This is a genomic window from Pseudarthrobacter sp. NPDC080039 (assembly GCF_040702335.1).
GTDB lineage: Bacteria > Actinomycetota > Actinomycetes > Actinomycetales > Micrococcaceae > Arthrobacter > Arthrobacter enclensis_A.
Genome location: NZ_JBFBKY010000005.1, coordinates 24,133 through 38,758 on the forward strand (window position 1 = coordinate 24,133; position 14,626 = coordinate 38,758).

Genomic DNA, 14,626 nt, shown 5'->3' on the forward strand with positions numbered 1-14,626 from the left:
CGGCATTGTGCTTGGGAGCACTCCATGAGGTGTTAGTAAGTATACTTATCTATCCTGCGAAGGAGAAGTTCGGCCCCTGGCCCGCGCCGCCTCAGCGCGAGTCCGCCCGTGCGGACGGAAGGGGGGTGTCACTTCGCCGTACCGTATCCTGATGGAGCTCCAGGGCGCTAGTCACAAGCGCGAAATGGCTGAATGCCTGCGGTGTGTTGCCCAGTTGGCGGCCTGACTTGACTCCCCATTCCTCACTCAGCAGCCCTACATCGTTGCGCAGTTCCAGCAGCCGCTCGAAGAGTTCACGGGATTCCTCATGGCGCCCGGCGCCCAGGAGCGCCTCCACCATCCAGAATGAACAGGCCAGGAAGACGCCCTCGTCGCCGGGCAGTCCGTCATCGCTCTCTTCCGGCTTGTACCGCAGCACGAACCCGTCCTGGGTCAGCTCCCGCTGGATGGCCTCGATGGTGCCGATGACCTTGGGGTCGTCGTTGGGCAGGAATCCCACCCTGGGAATCAACAGCAGGCTGGCATCCAGCTCGGGGCGGCCGTAGGACTGCACAAACGTATTGCGCTTGGCGTCATACCCGTTGGCCATGATGTCTTCGCGGATCCGGTCCCGGAGCGCCTCCCAGCGTTCCACCGGGCCCGGCAGCCCGGATTCGCGGACGCCCTTCACCATCCGGTCCGCCGCCACCCAGGCCATGACCTTGGAGTGGGTGAAGTGGCGGCGGGGACCGCGCATTTCCCAGAGCCCGTTGTCCGGCTGGTCCCAAATGGTCTCCAGGTGTTCCATCAGTGCGATCTGCACATCCCAGGCCTCGTCCGTGTGCTTCAACAGCGAGTTCCGCGTCAGGGCAAGGCAGTCAAGGACCTCACCCCACACATCCAGCTGGAACTGCTCCGCCGCCGCGTTGCCGATCCGCACGGGGACCGAGTTCTCGTAGCCTTTCAGCCACGGCAGTTCCATTTCCGGCAGCCGCCGTTCGCCGTGGATCCCATACATGATCTGCAGGTCGGCAGGGTCCCCTGCAACCGCACGGAGCAGCCAGTCCCGCCAGGCAGCCGCCTCCGCGGTGTAGCCTGCGGCGAGCAGCGCCTGGAGGGTCATGGCGGCGTCCCGGAGCCAGCAGTAGCGGTAGTCCCAGTTGCGCTGGCCGCCCGGCTGCTCGGGAAGCGAGGTGGTAATGGCCGCGACGATCCCCCCTGTGGGGGCGTAGGTCAGCGCCTTGAGCGTCACCAGAGAGCGGACCACCGCGTCCTGGTACTTCCCCCTGACGGTGCATTGCGAGGACCACCCCCGCCAAAACTCAAAGGTGCTGTCCAGTACTTCTTCTGCGTCCACCGTGACCGGGCGCCCCACGTGGCTGGGCGCCCACGTCAGCACGAACGGCACTTTCTCGCCTGCCTTCACGGTGAAGTCACTGATGGTGTGCATGTTCTCACCGTGCAGCGGTGCCGGCGTCACCAGGTAGACGGCGTCAGGACCCGCGATGGCGTGCAGGCCGCGCTTATCCTTGCGCACCCACGGAACGATGTGCCCATAGTCAAAACGCATGATCAGTTCACCGTGCATCCGAACGCTGCCGCTTAGGCCCTCCACGATCCGGACGATGTCCGCCACCGAATCGCGGGGCGGCATGAAATCGGTGACCCGCACCGTCCCCTCCGGAGTTTCCCACTCGGTGTCGAGGACCAGGCTGCCGTCCCGGTAGCTCCGGCGCGTGCAGGCACCTCCTCCTTCCGGGGCCAGCAGCCAGCGCCCGGCGTCGGGCGTGTCCAGGAGGGCGTTGAAGCACGCGGGGGAATCGAACCTGGGAAGGCAGAGCCAGTCGATGGAACCTTCCTTGCTGATCAGGCCCCCGGTATGGAGGTCGCCTACCACCGCATAATCTTCAATTCGCGCCATGACATTACCCTGCCACACGGTGCCCGGAACGGAAGGGGAAATGTGCGGGTGTAGCCTGAGCAAAATGGCAATCCATGTTGGCACCTCCGGTTGGAGCTACGACCACTGGGAGAACGTGCTGTACCCGCCGGGCCTGCCCGTCCGGGACCGTCTCCAGTGCTACGTGGCCGCGTTCAGCACGGTCGAGTTGAACGCGAGTTTCTACCGGTGGCCCCGCGATACCACCTTTGCTGGCTGGAACCGGCGCCTTCCACCCGGTTTCAGCATGTCCGTCAAGGCTCCCCGGGGGCTGACGCACGCCCGCAAGCTGTATTCGCCGGAAGTCTGGATAGAGCGGATCGCCACGTGCTGGCATGAACTGGGGGACAAACGTGCCGTGCTCCTGGTCCAGCTTCCTCCCCAGCTGGAGCGGGACGATGCCAGGCTGGACTACTTCCTGGCAGCGCTTCCGTCCTGGATCAGGGTGGCAGTTGAGTTCCGGCACCCCAGCTGGGACTGCCCGGAGGTGTTTTCCCTGTTGGAGCGGCACCGGGCGGCCTACTGCATCATGAGCGGCGCCAACCTTCCCTGTATCCTGCGCACCACCGCACCCTTCACCTACGTCCGGCTGCACGGGCCCGATCAGCAGCACCTATATGGCGGCTCTTACTCGGACGAGGACATGCAATGGTGGGCTGACCGGATCAGGGAGTGGGACGGCGCGGGCATTGACGTTTACGCCTACTTCAACAACGACGGCGGCGGGAACGCAGTGCGGAATGCCCGGACCCTGCGGGGGATCCTGGGCACCGGCTGATCGCTGCGGCCGCCCTGTGGCAGAGTGGTCCCATGGACACGGCTCCGCAGAACCCAGCCCAGGACACGGCACGCCCAGCCCGGCAGAACGCGAAGGGCCACTACGCCCTTTCCGGAAGCCAGTTCTTCCGGCTGGCGCACCGATTGTCGGATGCGGTCAACGACGTGCGGATCCACCTCGCCAAGCGGTGGAAGTTCATGCCGCAGACCATCGCCTACCAAGGCTACGGTTCCACCACCCGGGTACGGGTGCTGGGGAGGGTACTGCTGACCCAGAAACCCCTGCCCGGGAGCAAAGCGGAGCACGAAGCGAAGAACGGCAACCAGAACATCCGGGGCTGGCGGGCCTTCACGGGCGTCCCGCTGCAGTATTCCGACGTCGAAATCACCATCGGGGGCATAGTCACCCACGTCACGGCGGACCGGGGCGGCCTGATCGATACCGAGGTGGAAGTGGAGCTGACCCCTGGCTGGCACACCGCCGTCCTGTGCGCCGAGGGGACCGAGCCGGCCGAGGCACTCATCCAGGTGATCGCCCCCGGCGTGGAATTCGGCATTGTCTCCGACATTGACGACACGGTGATGGTCACCGCCTTGCCCCGGCCCTTCCTGGCACTGTGGAACACGTTTGTGCTCAGCGAACGGGCGCGCATGGCCACCCCGGGCATGGCCGTGCTGCTGGACCGCCTGACTATTGAACACCCTGATGCCCCGGTGATCTACCTGTCCACCGGGCCCTGGAACGCCGCCCCCACCCTGGCACGTTTCCTGACGCGGAACATGTACCCGAAGGGCGCCCTGCTGCTGACCGACTGGGGGCTCACCCAGGACCGCTGGTTCCGCAGCGGCCAGGACCACAAGCACCGTAACCTCGAACGGCTGGCCAAGGAATTCCCGGACATGCGGTGGCTCCTGATTGGCGACAACGGCCAGCACGACGAAGCCATCTACTCCGCATTCGCGGCCGAAAACCCGGAGAAGGTTGCCGCGATTGCCATCCGGCAACTGTCAGTCAGCGAGTCGGTGTTCGCCGGCGGACACTCGGAGGACGGTGACCACACCACCTCCCGGGTGCCGTGGATCTACTCCCCGGACGGTGCCGGCATCGCAAAACAGCTCGCCATGCTGGACCTCCTCCGGGGCTGATCCGGCCGCGCTGGTTTGCTGCATTCCGCCAGCGCGCCCGGAGCCCGCAGCCCAGGCCCTACTAGGCGCTGGCGCCCAAGGCCGCGTCGTCGTCGGGCGCTTCAGTGCCCTCCGCACCTTCCTCGACCGGAAGATCCGGGACCACCGCCTGGGCGATGGCAAGGTCAGCCGCTGCGGCGAGGTCACGTTCTTCAATGAGCTCCTGGAACCAGAAGTAGGACGCCTTGGGCGTGCGCTCCAGCGTTTCGAAGTCCACGTGCAGGAGTCCGAACGGCTGGTTGTAGCCGGCGGACCACTCAAAGTTGTCCAGGAAGGACCAAACGTAGTATCCGAGCAGCTCCACGGACTCCGCCACCCCGCCGGGCGCCGTGGCGCGCAATGCCGTTTCGAGGTGGTCGGAGAGGTACTTCAGCCGGCGCTCATCCGGGATGAACCGGGTGTTGGTGGACTTGTCGCGGACGATGATGTCCTCGAAACTTGCCCCGCCCTCGGTGATGATCACGGGAGGCAGGTTGGGATACCGCTCCGCCATCTCCTTCAGGGCCACGGCCATGTACTCGGGCTTGACCGGCCAGCCGTACGCGGTGATGTCCGCTTCGGGCCAGGTCTCCACATGGAACGGTGTTGCGCCGCTGCCCGTTGCGCTGAGGTCGCTGCCCATGGCCTCCGCCATGCTTGACGGTACGGTGCCGCCGCCCGGACCCGCCGCCACCTTGGTGGGCATGTAGTAGTTGAGCCCGTAGAAATCCAGGGGCTGGGAGATGATCTCCATGTCCTCTTCGGGGTGCTCGAAGGAACTGAAGAACTTGGCGGCACGGATCAGGTCGGGGTATTTGCCCGTGAGGACCGGGTCCGCGTAGAGCCGGTTCTGGCCAAGGTCCATGATTCCGGCGCTGATCTTATCCAGGGGGTTGATTGAATTCGGCACCATGGGTGAGTAGACGTTGGTCATCCCGATCTCCCCCGGCACCTTCGCGGCGCGCAGGGCCTGGACGGCGAGGCCGTGGCCCAGAAGCTGGTGGTGGACGGTGGGAAAGGCGCCCAGGGCCAGCTCCCTGCCGGGCGAATGCAGGCCAAACGCGTAGCCGTTCGCGCTCACGGTTGCCGGTTCGTTGATGGTGACCCAGCGGGCCACCCTGTCCCCGAAGGCCTCGGCCACCAGCGCGGCGTATTCGCCCAGCCGGTATGCCGTATCGCGGTTCATCCAGCCGCCCGCTTCATCGAGCTCCAGGGGTGTGTCCCAGTGATAGATGGTGGCCATGGGCGAGATTCCGTTGGCGAGGAGCTCATCCAGGAGCCGGTCATAGAAAGCCAGGCCGGCGCGGTTGGCCGGTCCCGTGCCGCCAGGCTGGATCCGCGGCCAGGCAAAGGAGAATCGGTAGGAGTCCACGCCCAGCTGTTTCAGGAGCGCCACGTCCTGCGGCATCCGGTGGTAGTGGTCCGTTGCCACCACCGGACTGTGGCCCTCCACGATTGCGCCCGGCCGGGCAGCGAATGTGTCCCACCCCGCGGGCCCGCGGCCGTCCTCATCCAGTGCTCCTTCGATCTGGAATGCTGCGGTTGCGACACCAAGAGTGAACCCCGCGGGGATGAGCGCTGCGAGGTCCTTGGCGGTGATGTGCATTGGGGTCCAGCCTTTGGTCACGGTGGTTAGGGTACGTCCCAGAATGTCACAGCGGAGCACTGCTGACGAGCAGCCGCTCCCCGCCCCGAATGCCGTGCACTACTGGGTCCCGAAAAGGAACTCCTTTGCGTGCCCCACTGCCTTGCGAAAGGCGTCATTGCGCAAGGTCACCAAGTGTTCGGTGTCTCCGTCGGACGGCTCCAGGTAACCGGTGAACCCGGGCCGCAGGACCCAGATGTCCCCTGCCGGCGGCAGGTAAAACACGCCAAAGGAACGCTGCTGCCGCTCATCTGCCGTCCACACGGGGACCACCGCCAGGGCCGCACCCGTGGCCGGGTTGATCCACTGTGCCCGCGGCAGCGGCTGTTCATGAGCCTCAGGGTCCAGGAAGGGCGCAGTTCCGGCACCCCACCGCTGCTCAAAACGCTCATGGAATGCCGGAATCAAGTGTGAATCGTAGCGCCGCCAGTCGCTCATGCAGTTTTCCGCCTCCTTGGATGAATGGCCGTGGTTTGGCCCTTGCCTTGTGGAGCGGTCCCGGACCGTTCAGGACCAGGGGCCGCTTTCCCACCGCACCGGAGTGACGCGAATGGGAGGTCCGGAGTGTCCGCCGGTGCTTCGGACTTTCCGGACCGGAATGACGGTGGGTTCCGCGGCCGCCAGCCTCCTGTCGTAATCGGCACGGCGGCTCGGGTCCCGGAGGACATTGAACGCCTTCATGATCCGGAGGAGTTCGTCGCCGTAACCGGGCTTGCCCTTTCCCGCCGGACCATCCGCTTTCGGTTCCGTGTCCATGTACGCCTGGCCGCCGTCCATGTCCGGGTGGTGGCTGCGCATGAGGGCCCGGTACGCATGGGAGATTTCCTGCCGGGTGGCCTCCCGGCCTACGCCCAGGATGGCGTAGTAATCGGGAACTTCGTTCATCCCAGCCTCCTGCTCCGTCCGCGCCCTTGCCGGAAGTCCCGGGGGCGCGGACGGGAAAGCATATGGTCCTAGGTGCTGATCTGTTGCCGCTCGCCCTGCTGGGTCTGAATCTCAATCTTGCGCGGCTTGGCCTGCTCTGCAACCGGAATCCGCAGGGTCAGGACGCCCTGGTCGTAGCTGGCCTTGATCTTGTCGGTGTCCAGGGTGTCGCCCAGGATCAGTTGACGGCTGAACACGCCACGGGGGCGCTCCGAGGCCACCAGCTCGACATTGGGCTGGGTGGGGTCCTGGCGCTCGGCACGGACGGTCAGGACGTTCCGTTCGACGTTCAGGTCCAGCGAGTCCATCTTCACGCCGGGGAGGTCGAACGCCACGACGAATTCGCTTTCCTCCTGCCAGGCGTCCATGGGCATGGCAGCCGGGCGGGCTGCGGTTCCAAAGACCTGCTGCGTGAGCCGGTCAAGCTCACGGAACGGGTCAGTACGCATCAACATCATTTCCCACTCCTTCAGCTTCCAGGTGTTGGATCTGCGCTATCCACCTCCGCTAAATCTATGGTGGTGGATATAGATTTTTTATAGCACCTGTGGGAAACTGAAGCAAGACACCGGACGGAACGATTTTTGGGAGTCGACATGGCAGATCCCGCTGCAGGACGGGCGCCCCGCTCCCCCGGTTCACGGGCCCTTTACGCCATCTCGGTGGCAGCGGAGCTCACGGGGACGGGCCAGCAAAACATCAGGCTTTACGAAACAAGGGGACTGCTCACCCCGTCCCGGACGGCGGGCGGTACCCGGCAGTACAGCGACCACGACATCGCCGTGCTGCAAAGGATCGGCGAACTCCTTGAGGAGGGGTTAAACCTGGCCGGCGTTGCCAAGGTCCTGGAACTCGAGGCAGCGAACGTCAAACTGCACCGGGCCCTGAAACGCGCCAGGTCCCGTCCCCAGTGACCCGGGTTGCTGCCACAACCCGGGTCACCGCAGGCCTTCGTCCTGCGGAGCTCCTTCCTTGGACAGCTCTCCCGTGACCGGCTCACCCGGAATCCTCGCCGTCCGCCAGGTGTCCAGCGCGATGACTCCGCCCAGGATGAGCAGCGACAGGGAGAACGAGGCAAGGGTATCGGTGGGCCAGTGGTAGCCGAGGTAAAGGCGGCTTGTGATAGCAAGGGTGATCCCGATGCCGGCTCCAATGAATCCGAAGACGGCCGCGCGCGGGTTCCGGCGCCGCGAGAAGATCAGGTAGGCGCCGACCAACAGGAAGTCGCAGGCGCCCAGCACGTGGCCGGACGGGAACGAGAACGTCTGGTCCGCGCCGAACAGCATCTGGTCCACGGGCGGCCGGGAACGCTGGACGATATGGAGGATGATCTGCGAGACGATCACCCCGGTCAGCATCGCGGCGGCCAGCAGGATGGGGCGCCAGGCGTGCTTCGCCGCGAATCCCCAGATGAGGATCACCACCAGCACGATGATGGGCAAGGCGATGGGACCAAAGAACACCGCCAAGAATATCATGAAGGCGGTAGCTGCCGCTGAACGCGTGGTCAGCAGCCAGTTGTGCACGGGGGCGTCTGCGGCGGACAGGCCGCCGCCCTGGACAACGCTCACCAGCGTGGCGATAAAGAGTGCCAGTCCCACCACAGCCAGGATGATTGATGCGCGGTAGAGCCGGCGCCGGTCGGCAGGATCTATGTAGCGCTCCTCCACCACGAACTTCTCGTGGAAGGTATGCCACCTGCCGGTGCCACGCCCTGTGAGTGCGGACCCTGCTGATTTCTGTGCCAATGTGCTGCCCGTCCCTGCGCCCTGTTGTCGGCATGCAGTGTATGCGTGCCATGGTAAATGCCTAGGCTGAAGATTATCCCCGCCACGGGCCAATCACTCCATCGGGCGGCGGGAAACCACCAGAGTGCGCCCCGGGCGGGGGGCGCCTGCCTCCACCGACAGCACTTTGCCGGACTTGGCGAGGGGCGGGGCAGCGGGCCGCGGGACGGGGAATCCGCCCAGCAATCGGCCAAAGCTTGCAGCAAAAGGACAGGAGCCGGAAGCGCACTGCTCCCGGCCCCTTGGATGATCCTTGGCGGCTCCTGCGCCGCCCGCTTTATCCCTGGTTTGCCCCGGTGCCGGAGGCAGCGGCCACGTGGTTCCGCCAGCTGTGTTCGGGTTCAAACCCCAGCAGGCGCCGCGCCTTGTCAATGGACAGCATCGTTTCGTGCTCGCCCAGGTCCTTGGTCACCTTGACGTCAGGAAAGACCTCGGCCGCCAGTTCGGCGCTCGAGCGGCTCATGACGGTATCGGCATTGGCGATGATGAAGGCTTCGAATCCCGGCTTGGCGTTCTCCAGCGCCCGTGCCACGGCCTGGGCCCCGTCCCTGCCGTCGATGTAGCCCCACAGGTTCCACTTCCGCAGCGTTGCGTCCGCGTCGAATGAGGGGAATTTCTCGTAGTCGGCCTCGTCCATGACGTTGGAGAACCGCAGGCCCGTAATGCTCAGTTCAGGGTCCCACCGCGTCATCTCCACGGCCATTTGCTCTTCGAGGCGCTTCACCAGGGAGTAGGTACTCTCCGGCCGCGGCGGGTATTCCTCGTCCACCGGGATGTAGGGCGGGTCGATGTCGAACGGCAGCCCCAGCACCGTCTCGCTGGACGCGTACACCACGTTCTTGATGCCGGCGCGGCGTGCTGCCTGGAACACGTTGTATGTGGAGAGCATGTTGTTCTCGAAGGTGGCCGCGTCCGGAAGGATCCCCGGGGCGGGGATGGCACCCAGGTGCACTATGGCGTCGAACCCGTCATGCCGGTCATCGACGCCCAGCAGCGCGTCCACTACCTGCCCGTAGTTGCGCAGGTCCACCAGCAGCAGTTCCGGGCTGCGGGTTCCCTCGCGGTCCAAGGTGAGGACCTGGTGGCCGTCGTCCGTGAGCCGGCGCACCACGTGCCGCCCCAGTTTTCCGTTTCCGCCTGTAACGGCAATTCTCATCAGTTTTTCCTTCTGTTGGAGTGCGTTCACGCTGGGATGTTTCGGTCAGGACGGGGGACGCGGGGCTGTTAGGAACTGTTCGACGGCGGCGATCGCCAGTGCAGTAATTCCTACTGGGTCACCGCTGCCGTTGACGGACACCAGGATGCCCCGGCCCGCGTACACCGAGACTACTTCATGCGTCTGCCGGTGGTAGAGGTCCAGGCGGCGCCGGAAGACGTCGATGGTGTCATCCGTGCGTCCCTGCTCGCGGGCACGCTGGTGCATCCGCTCCTCCAGTTCAGCATCCGGCGCCCGCAGTTCGATGACCGCGTCCAGTGCGTGTCCCTGTTCTGCCAGCATGGCGTCAAGTTCAGTGGCCTGTGTTGCTGTGCGCGGATAGCCGTCCAGCAGAAAGCCGTGCCGGGCGTCGCGTTCGAGGAGCCAGTCTTTTACCAGTGCATTGGTGAGGTGGTCCGGGACGAACCGGCCGCCGTCGAGGTACCTGGCAGCCTGGTTTCCCAGTTCCGTCTGCCGGTCGACGTTGCTCCGGAAGATGTCCCCGGTGGAAACTGCGGGGACGCCGAAGTGCCGGGCCAGTTGCCCGGCCTGGGTCCCCTTGCCGGAGCCCGGCGGCCCGATGATGAGAAGCCTGGTCATGTTCGCGTCCTTCCCAAGGCGGTCCCGCTTCATTGTGCCGCTTAGCCCCTCGCGGCGCCAGCATGCAGCGGTGCAGGCAGCGGCGGATATGACGCCGTGCCCCCGGCCTGGGATGTATATACTCTGGTTATCGGTTTAGCAGCAGGCCGTTGGAAAGTTCGTCGATCCAGCGACCATCACCGACTCCCCGCCCAGTTGCGGGGCGTTTGTGTGTTGCAGGCTCGTTTTGACCTGAACGAATGGCACCAAGAAACCGTGGCCAGCGAGTCAACAGCAAAAACCGATACATCCGTTACCGAGCACCTGCATGAGCTGGTGCTCAACAGCTCCGACGTGGAGGACTTCCTCACCGAACTGGCGCAGGTGTCCGCGCGCAACCTCTCCGAGCCCGGCGACGAAATGCTGTGCGCGATCACGCTGCAGAGGCAGCGGAAAGCAGCCACAATCGCCAGCAGCAGCCAGGAAGCCAAATCCCTTGGGCGGCTGGAGCACAGGTTCACCAAAACCCCCGGCCTGTTGGCCTCCATTGACCAGGAGACCGTCCACGCCCCGGACCTTGCGGAAGACGGCCGCTGGCCCGACTACGCAACAGCCGTCGTTGCCCAGGGCATCCGCTCGGTGGCGGCCCTTCCATTCCGGCTCGAAGGGGAAACCAAGGCTGCCCTGCTTCTGTATTCGCGCCGCGCCCACCGCTTCGAAGGACGCCTTTTGAAGTTTGCAGAGGATTTCGTCAGCCAGACGTCCCTGGCGCTCCGACTGGCGGTCCGGTTTGCGCACTACAGCGAGACGGCCGCAAACCTCCGCGCCACGCTGGAGTCCCGTACAGTCATCGACATGGCGGTCGGAATCATCATGGCCCAGAACCGGTGCAGCCAGCAGGATGCGTTCGGCATCCTTCGTGCGGCGTCGAGCACCCGCAACACCAAGCTGCACGACGTGGCGGCCGCTGTGGTGAATGCGCTGGGCCAGGGGCCGGCCCGGACACACTACGACGGCTAGGAGTGGCGGTCTCCGGCAGCGCGTCCCGCCGCCGGTAGACTGGGGCCAACTTTCGCCGGGGGGCTTGATGGAACAGCAGCGTGTTTGCCTTGTCGTAGAGGATAACGATGATATCCGCGGACTGATCGCAGTGGTCCTCTCGCGTGCCGGGTTCGCGGTGCGGGCAGTGGGCACGGGGGCGGAGGGCATTGCCGCCGCCGCTGACCCCGCCATTTCACTGGTCACCCTGGACCTGGGGCTGCCGGACATGGACGGGCACGTGGTGGCCCGCGCTGTCCGCGCCCTCAGCGCAGCACCGCTGCTCTTCCTTACGGCCCGTTCGGAGCACGACGACGTCCTGGCCGGGATGGCCTCCGGGGCCGCCGGCTACCTCACCAAGCCCTTCCACCCACGCGAACTCACAGAGCTCGCGGAACAGCTCGTGGAGCCTGTCCCGCGTTCCCAGGCGCAGCATACAGCGGAGAATTCCCCCCGCTAGCGTCCGACGGCGGCGCGTGCCGCCGTCGGACGTTTTGCGTTTCCTACTTGGCCAGGAAGCCGAGCAGCGCTTCGTTGACCTCTGCCGCGTGGGTCCACAACAGGCCGTGCGGAGCACGCTCGATTTCCACGTATTCAGCGCTGGGCAGCGCCTTGGCGAACAGCCGTCCCGTGGAGTCGATGGGCAGGATGTTGTCCGCGGTGCCGTGCACAGCGATGAAAGCCATCGGGGGCAAATTCCTTTCGAGACTGACCAATCCGGCAGGCAGAGCGCCATGCCCGTGCACTCCTACTCCAGGCGCGCCGACTTCAGGGGAGCAGCCCTTTGAGCGACGACGGCGGCGCCCGACGAGGTGCGTCACTGCGGCAGATATGACACTATATGCGCATGAATGCAGATAAGAATGCTTGCGCCCTTGGCGCGGACAGCCAGTATGTGGAGCTGGCGGTGGAGGTCTTCGCCATGCTGGCTGACGCCACCAGAGTGCGCATCATCCTGGCGCTCCGTGACGGGGAGATGGCCGTAGGCGCCCTCGCGGACGTGGTGGGCAAGTCCCCCGCCGCCGTCTCCCAGCATCTGGCGAAGATGCGGCTGGCCCGCATGGTGTCCACTCGGCAGGAGGGAACGCGGGTGCTGTACCGGTTGGAAAATGAGCACGCCCGGCAATTGGTGGCAGACGCCATCTTCCAGGCAGAACACGCCCTGGGCGGGGAGCCCGCCCACCACCGCCTCCTCGTCCACGCAGCCCAGCCTGCCCAGCCTGCCCAGCCTGCCCAGCCTGCCCAGAGGAGCGCCTCATGACCGGGTCACACCACGACGCAACGCACACGCATAGCCATCCCCATGGAGAGGACCACGGGCACGACCACGGGCACGCGCACGACCACGGGCACGACCACGGGCACGCGCACGACCACCCGCATGACCACGACCACCATCACCATTCAGGCTTCAAGGGGTGGCTGTTCGAGCTGTTCGTTCCGCATACCCACGACGCCGCCGATTCCATCGACGATGCCATGGAGGCCAGTACCGAGGGCGTCCGGGCGCTGAAGATCAGCATGTTCGTCCTGCTGGCCACCACGGTGCTGCAGTTCCTGGTAGTCCTGTTCAGCAGTTCCGTGGCCCTGCTCGCGGACACCATCCACAACTTCTCGGATGCCCTGACCGCGGTGCCGTTGTGGGTTGCGTTCATCCTGGGGCGCCGGCAGGCCACCCGCCGCTACACGTATGGCTACGGAAGGGCGGAGGACCTGGCAGGCCTGTTCATTGTGGCCGTAGTGGCACTGTCCGCCATCGTGGCGGGCTGGCAGTCTGTGGACAGGCTGATCAATCCCCAGCCGCTGCAGAACCTGGGCTGGGTGATGGCCGCGGGCCTTATTGGTTTCGCCGGGAACGAGGCCGTGGCCATCTACCGCATCCGGGTGGGCCGCAGGATCGGTTCGGCAGCGCTCGTGGCGGACGGCGTGCACGCCCGGACAGACGGCTTCACGTCGCTGGCCGTGGTGGTCGGTGCCGTGGGCGTCATGCTCGGCTTTCCTCTGGCAGACCCGATCGTGGGGCTGGTCATTTCCGCGGCCATCATGGTTCTGCTGTGGGGCACAGTGCGCAGCATTGGGCGGCGGCTCATGGACGGGATCGAACCGGACCTCGTGGCCCGGGCCGAAGCCGCGCTTGGGCAAACCCCGGGCGTGCTTGCGGTCCAGCACCTGCAGCTGCGGTGGTCCGGCCACCGGCTGCAGGGCTCCGCGCGCATTGAACTTGCCGACACCGGATTGTCGCAGGCGGAAGAGGTCCTTCACCGCGCCGAACACAGGCTCCGGCACGCACTGCCCAAGCTGGACCACATCCTCCTGGCTCCCGTCGTCAGCAGGCGTTAAAGCAGGAAGTGGCCCGCTGGTCCAGGACCAGCGGGCCACTTTCCGCCATTCAGGCAGCCTGCGCGGTTCAGGCTGTCGGGCTAGGCCCGGGCAGTCTTTCCGGGCAGCGCCAACTTGAAGACCTTGGCCCAGGACGAACCCACCTGCTTCAGCAGCGGACCGGTGGTGTACTTCAGGCCATAGCGCTGGCAGATTTCGCGAACCCTGGGCGCCACTTCGGCGTACCGGTTGGAGGGCAGATCCGGGAAGAGGTGGTGCTCGATCTGGTGGGAGAGGTTTCCGGTCATCAGGTGCATGAACTTGGAGCCGGAGATATTGGCCGAACCGATCATCTGGCGCACGTACCAGTCGCCGCGGGTCTCGCCATCCACCATCTCCTCCGTGAAGGTGTCGGTTCCTTCGGGGAAGTGGCCACAGAAGATCACGGCGTGCGCCCAGACGTTGCGGATGGCGTTGGCTGCGATCGTGCCGAAAAGGGCCTGCTTCGCCGACCCGGTGAGCATGGCGACCGCAGGGGTTGCCGCGTAGTCCTTGGTGAACTGAGTGATCACCTTCTTGCCCAGGGCCTTGAGGTCCTTGAGCAGGGCTTCCTTGGACTTGGTGCCTTCTTTATACTCGGTCAGTTCGAGGTCGTAGATGGCGATCCCCCATTCGAAGACTGGGGCCAGGATGGCGTTAAACAGCGGGTTGGCCAGGTTGATAGGCTTCCAGGGCTGCTGCTCGTCCATGCGCAGGAGGTTGTATCCGACGTCGTTGTCCTTGCCCACCACGTTGGTCCAGCGGTGGTGCAGGTCGTTGTGCGTGTGCTGCCAGGACCGCGAGGGGGTGACAAAGTCCCATTCCCACGTGGTCGAGTGGATGTCCGGATCGCGCATCCAGTCCCACTGGCCGTGCAGGATGTTGTGGCCCAGTTCCATGTTCTCCAGGATCTTGGCCAAGCTCAGCAAGGTGGTGCCGGTAACCCAGGCAGCTTTGTTCTTGCTGACCAGGAGGGCGGCCCGGCCGGAGATCTCGAGTCCGCGCTGGATCTTGATCATCCGGCGGATGTAGGCGGCATCTTCGGCGCCCCGCTTGGCAAGGACCTCGTCCCGGATGGCGTCGAGCTCGCGGCCCAGCTCCGCCACCTGCTCATCGCTGAGGTGTGCGGCAGCCGGCGGCCGCACCGTTGGGCTGCCCGATTCGGCGAGCTTCCCGGGCCGGGTTCTTGAGCTTCCCGCGGGGGTGACTTTGCTTGGGGTGATTACAGACATTCCGTGGTG

Annotated in this window: 16 protein-coding genes and 1 pseudogene; 7 read left to right on the forward strand and 10 right to left on the reverse strand. The window is 65.4% G+C overall.

Translation table 11 applies throughout. The features are described 5' to 3' along the window. Positions 1–91: 91 nt before the first annotated feature. Complete coding sequence (locus AB0313_RS07635) at positions 92–1,900, reverse strand: glycoside hydrolase family 15 protein (protein WP_307304137.1); 1,809 nt, start codon at positions 1,898–1,900, stop codon at positions 92–94. 64 nt (positions 1,901–1,964) lie between these two features. On the opposite strand from AB0313_RS07635, the gene AB0313_RS07640 reads away from it, so the two are divergent. Beyond that, entirely contained in the window at positions 1,965–2,696 is a 732-nt protein-coding gene (locus AB0313_RS07640) for a DUF72 domain-containing protein (RefSeq protein ID WP_141945873.1), read from the forward strand. A gap of 32 nt (positions 2,697–2,728) precedes the next feature. Beyond that, the gene (locus AB0313_RS07645; RefSeq protein WP_307304132.1) at positions 2,729–3,841 is read left to right on the forward strand and encodes a phosphatase domain-containing protein; all 1,113 of its coding nucleotides are present in this window, start codon (positions 2,729–2,731) and stop codon (positions 3,839–3,841) included. Between the two features lie 61 nt (positions 3,842–3,902). Here the strand turns inward: AB0313_RS07645 and AB0313_RS07650 are convergent, their stop codons facing one another. The 4 genes from AB0313_RS07650 to AB0313_RS07665 form a co-directional block, all read right to left on the reverse strand. After that, positions 3,903–5,465, reverse strand: a complete 1,563-nt coding sequence (locus AB0313_RS07650) for a family 1 glycosylhydrolase (protein ID WP_141946760.1) — start codon at positions 5,463–5,465, stop codon at positions 3,903–3,905. Between the two features lie 99 nt (positions 5,466–5,564). Next, positions 5,565–5,942: a hypothetical protein gene (locus AB0313_RS07655; RefSeq protein ID WP_141945871.1), complete on the reverse strand. Its 378-nt coding sequence runs from the start codon at positions 5,940–5,942 to the stop codon at positions 5,565–5,567. 69 nt (positions 5,943–6,011) lie between these two features. After that, complete coding sequence (locus AB0313_RS07660) at positions 6,012–6,389, reverse strand: J domain-containing protein (protein WP_366304644.1); 378 nt, start codon at positions 6,387–6,389, stop codon at positions 6,012–6,014. A 68-nt stretch (positions 6,390–6,457) separates the two neighbouring features. Further along, positions 6,458–6,883: an HSP20 family small heat-shock protein gene (locus AB0313_RS07665; RefSeq protein WP_141946758.1), complete on the reverse strand. Its 426-nt coding sequence runs from the start codon at positions 6,881–6,883 to the stop codon at positions 6,458–6,460. A 141-nt stretch (positions 6,884–7,024) separates the two neighbouring features. Between AB0313_RS07665 and AB0313_RS07670 the strand changes: the two genes are divergently transcribed. Next, a complete protein-coding gene (locus AB0313_RS07670) occupies positions 7,025–7,342 on the forward strand; it encodes a MerR family transcriptional regulator (protein ID WP_366304646.1) in 318 nt (105 codons plus the stop codon). Between the two features lie 24 nt (positions 7,343–7,366). Here the strand turns inward: AB0313_RS07670 and AB0313_RS07675 are convergent, their stop codons facing one another. The 3 genes from AB0313_RS07675 to AB0313_RS07685 all read right to left on the reverse strand — a co-directional run bounded on the left by AB0313_RS07675 (position 7,367) and on the right by AB0313_RS07685 (position 10,010). Continuing rightward, the gene (locus AB0313_RS07675; protein ID WP_366304648.1) at positions 7,367–8,176 is read right to left on the reverse strand and encodes a phosphatase PAP2 family protein; all 810 of its coding nucleotides are present in this window, start codon (positions 8,174–8,176) and stop codon (positions 7,367–7,369) included. Positions 8,177–8,492: 316 nt separating this feature from the next. Continuing rightward, complete coding sequence (locus AB0313_RS07680; RefSeq protein ID WP_366304650.1) at positions 8,493–9,371, reverse strand: NAD(P)-dependent oxidoreductase; 879 nt, start codon at positions 9,369–9,371, stop codon at positions 8,493–8,495. 45 nt (positions 9,372–9,416) lie between these two features. Continuing rightward, positions 9,417–10,010: an adenylate kinase gene (locus tag AB0313_RS07685; RefSeq protein WP_366304652.1), complete on the reverse strand. Its 594-nt coding sequence runs from the start codon at positions 10,008–10,010 to the stop codon at positions 9,417–9,419. Positions 10,011–10,265: 255 nt separating this feature from the next. Between AB0313_RS07685 and AB0313_RS07690 the strand changes: the two genes are divergently transcribed. Then, a complete protein-coding gene (locus tag AB0313_RS07690; protein ID WP_141945859.1) occupies positions 10,266–11,009 on the forward strand; it encodes a GAF and ANTAR domain-containing protein in 744 nt (247 codons plus the stop codon). A 67-nt stretch (positions 11,010–11,076) separates the two neighbouring features. After that, positions 11,077–11,487, forward strand: coding sequence for a response regulator (locus AB0313_RS07695; RefSeq protein ID WP_141945857.1), 411 nt, complete (start codon positions 11,077–11,079; stop codon positions 11,485–11,487). A gap of 43 nt (positions 11,488–11,530) precedes the next feature. Here AB0313_RS07695 and AB0313_RS07700 read toward each other — a convergent pair. Then, positions 11,531–11,704, reverse strand: a pseudogene (locus AB0313_RS07700) (alpha/beta hydrolase); the annotation flags it as partial. A 170-nt stretch (positions 11,705–11,874) separates the two neighbouring features. Between AB0313_RS07700 and AB0313_RS07705 the strand changes: the two are divergent. Together AB0313_RS07705 and AB0313_RS07710 are read left to right on the forward strand one after the other, a co-directional pair. Further along, a complete protein-coding gene (locus AB0313_RS07705; protein ID WP_366304654.1) occupies positions 11,875–12,288 on the forward strand; it encodes a metalloregulator ArsR/SmtB family transcription factor in 414 nt (137 codons plus the stop codon). Then, entirely contained in the window at positions 12,285–13,367 is a 1,083-nt protein-coding gene (locus tag AB0313_RS07710) for a cation diffusion facilitator family transporter (protein WP_366304656.1), read from the forward strand. The genes AB0313_RS07705 and AB0313_RS07710 overlap by 4 nt, the downstream gene beginning before the upstream one ends. Before the next feature lie 80 nt (positions 13,368–13,447). Here AB0313_RS07710 and AB0313_RS07715 read toward each other — a convergent pair whose 3' ends face one another. Further along, positions 13,448–14,617 (reverse strand): acyl-CoA desaturase, encoded by a 1,170-nt coding sequence (locus AB0313_RS07715; RefSeq protein ID WP_141945851.1) that lies wholly within the window; start codon positions 14,615–14,617, stop codon positions 13,448–13,450. Positions 14,618–14,626 lie beyond the last annotated feature (9 nt).

What these genes read in the sequence shown, in the direction of transcription:
- AB0313_RS07710 (WP_366304656.1), top strand. Translation starts at nt 12,285, where the DNA reads ATGACCGGGTCACACCACGACGCAACGCACACGCATAGCCATCCCCAT.
- AB0313_RS07635 (WP_307304137.1), bottom strand. Translation starts at nt 1,900, where the DNA reads ATGGCGCGAATTGAAGATTATGCGGTGGTAGGCGACCTCCATACCGGG.
- AB0313_RS07670 (WP_366304646.1), top strand. Translation starts at nt 7,025, where the DNA reads ATGGCAGATCCCGCTGCAGGACGGGCGCCCCGCTCCCCCGGTTCACGG.
- AB0313_RS07695 (WP_141945857.1), top strand. Translation starts at nt 11,077, where the DNA reads ATGGAACAGCAGCGTGTTTGCCTTGTCGTAGAGGATAACGATGATATC.
- AB0313_RS07650 (WP_141946760.1), bottom strand. Translation starts at nt 5,465, where the DNA reads ATGCACATCACCGCCAAGGACCTCGCAGCGCTCATCCCCGCGGGGTTC.
- AB0313_RS07665 (WP_141946758.1), bottom strand. Translation starts at nt 6,883, where the DNA reads ATGTTGATGCGTACTGACCCGTTCCGTGAGCTTGACCGGCTCACGCAG.
- AB0313_RS07685 (WP_366304652.1), bottom strand. Translation starts at nt 10,010, where the DNA reads ATGACCAGGCTTCTCATCATCGGGCCGCCGGGCTCCGGCAAGGGGACC.
- AB0313_RS07645 (WP_307304132.1), top strand. Translation starts at nt 2,729, where the DNA reads ATGGACACGGCTCCGCAGAACCCAGCCCAGGACACGGCACGCCCAGCC.
- AB0313_RS07715 (WP_141945851.1), bottom strand. Translation starts at nt 14,617, where the DNA reads ATGTCTGTAATCACCCCAAGCAAAGTCACCCCCGCGGGAAGCTCAAGA.
- AB0313_RS07705 (WP_366304654.1), top strand. Translation starts at nt 11,875, where the DNA reads ATGAATGCAGATAAGAATGCTTGCGCCCTTGGCGCGGACAGCCAGTAT.
- AB0313_RS07640 (WP_141945873.1), top strand. Translation starts at nt 1,965, where the DNA reads ATGGCAATCCATGTTGGCACCTCCGGTTGGAGCTACGACCACTGGGAG.
- AB0313_RS07655 (WP_141945871.1), bottom strand. Translation starts at nt 5,942, where the DNA reads ATGAGCGACTGGCGGCGCTACGATTCACACTTGATTCCGGCATTCCAT.
- AB0313_RS07660 (WP_366304644.1), bottom strand. Translation starts at nt 6,389, where the DNA reads ATGAACGAAGTTCCCGATTACTACGCCATCCTGGGCGTAGGCCGGGAG.
- AB0313_RS07680 (WP_366304650.1), bottom strand. Translation starts at nt 9,371, where the DNA reads ATGAGAATTGCCGTTACAGGCGGAAACGGAAAACTGGGGCGGCACGTG.